1 protein-coding gene is annotated in these 1,335 nt (G+C 63.3%); it reads left to right on the top strand.

Features of this window, described 5'->3' with window-relative positions; genetic code table 11:
* Positions 1-1,335, top strand: a 1,335-nt coding sequence (locus ACS8Y6_RS18325; protein WP_440856237.1) for a putative bifunctional diguanylate cyclase/phosphodiesterase, incomplete at its 5' end; no start/stop codon positions are given.

The raw sequence follows: 1,335 nt of genomic DNA on the forward strand, positions 1-1,335 counted from the left end.
GCCTACGCCGACAGTCTGACCGAATTGCCCAATCGGCTGAGTTTCCTGAATCACCTGCGCGATCTGGTAAGGCGGTGGCAAGAGGCTGGCATCGCGGGGGCGGTGCTTTTCATCGATCTGGACTCGTTCAAGGTGGTGAATGATGCCCTGGGCCACCAGGCCGGCGACCAGGTGCTGCGCGGGGTCGGCCAGCGCCTACGCAGATTGGTCCGGGGCAGCGATGTTGTGGCGCGCCACGGAGGTGACGAGTTCGTCGTGGCGTTGTCGGATGTTTCGCGGGGGCGTGTGCGCGATTCGGATAGCGTGGATACGAAGCAGGCATTTCAGATCAAGGTTCAGCGGATTGCCGAGCGTATCCTTCAGCATCTGCGCGAGCCGATCCGCCTGGGTGAACATGAGCATCGCCAGGGCGCCAGCATCGGTATCAGCCTGTTTCCGGACCATGGCGACGACGCGGACACGCTGCTGGAGCGCGCCGATACCGCCATGTACGAGGCCAAGAATGGCGCTTGCGGGCATATCTGCCAGTTCCACGGCGAAATTCTGGAGCGGCGCCAGCAGCGTCTCACGCTGGAAGGTCGGCTCTATCAGGCGATCAAGAGCGATCAGTTGACCCTGCACTATCAGCCGGTCTTCCGCCTGGACACGCTCGAGATCACCGGCGTCGAGGCCCTGGTCCGTTGGCCGCAGCCGGACGGCAGTCTGCTGTCGCCGGCGGCGTTTCTGCCGTTGGCCGAAGAGACCGGCATGATCGTGCCGCTCGGCGAGTGGGTGGTGGCCACTGCGGCCCGCCAGTTGAGCGCGTGGCGGGCTGCGGGTCATTCCTTGCAGATGATGGTGAATCTGAGTGTGCGTCAATTGCATGCCGCCAATGTAACGAGCGGGTTGGCCGATCTGGTGCGCCCGCATGCGGAGCCTTCGGCCATCGAATTCGAGGTGACCGAGAGCGCGCTGATGCTGGATCCGCCGACGACCGAGGCCAATCTGGCTGCGTTGCACGCCCGGGGATTTCGCTTCGCGATCGACGATTTCGGTACCGGCTATTCCTCGCTCAGCCGGATCAAGGATCTGCCGTTCCAAACGTTGAAGATCGACCGCAGCTTCGTCAGTGGCGCCGGGCATTCAGGCAAGGGCGAAGCGGTCACCCGCAGCATCATCCAGCTTGCGCGCAACCTCTCCCTGCGTACGGTCGGCGAGGGTATCGAGACTGAGCAGCAATGCCATTTCCTCAGGGAATGGGGCTGTGAATACGGCCAGGGGTACTGGTTCAGCCGACCCTTGCCGGCAGATGAAATGGCCCGCTTGCTGGCAGCCAAGGTGGGCGGCTCTGTTTAG

Origin of the sequence: Salinisphaera sp. RV14 (assembly GCF_052044135.1) — a bacterium.
Taxonomy (GTDB): domain Bacteria; phylum Pseudomonadota; class Gammaproteobacteria; order Nevskiales; family Salinisphaeraceae; genus Salinisphaera.